At 77.7% G+C, this 355-nt stretch carries 1 protein-coding gene; it reads left to right on the top strand.

Going from position 1 to position 355, the window contains the following annotated elements; genetic code table 11:
* Window positions 1-355, top strand: a 355-nt coding sequence (locus tag JGS39_RS40370; RefSeq protein ID WP_219574700.1) for an FG-GAP repeat domain-containing protein, incomplete at both ends; no start/stop codon positions are given.

Genomic DNA, 355 nt, shown 5'->3' with positions numbered 1-355 from the left:
CGGCTCGCCCGCGGGCCTCACCGGCAAGGCGGTCACGCTCCGCATCCCGGACCGGGCCCGCTTCGGCAACGCGTGGCCCGACCACCCCGTCTGCGGCGACTTCGACGGCGACGGGAAGCCGGACCTGGCCGTGACGGCGAGCTCGGGCCGGTTCAGCTTCCTGCGGGGCCCGTTCACCCGCGACGGCCGCCCGCACGCCGCCGGCGGCACGATCCCGGGGGCCGGCCCCGCCCTGTCCGCCCCCGAGCCCCGGACGGACACGAACGGCGACGGCTACGACGACCTGGTGTACACCGCCCTCCCCCATGAACCCGGAACCGCCGGCGAGGGCACGCTGCTGCTCGGCAGCCCCGAC

The sequence above is a fragment of the Streptomyces poriferorum genome, assembly GCF_019399235.1.
In the GTDB taxonomy this organism is placed as follows: Bacteria; Actinomycetota; Actinomycetes; order Streptomycetales; family Streptomycetaceae; genus Streptomyces; species Streptomyces poriferorum.
The sequence above is the reverse complement of the archived record's forward strand: the minus strand, read 5'-3'. Positions and strand labels throughout refer to the sequence as shown.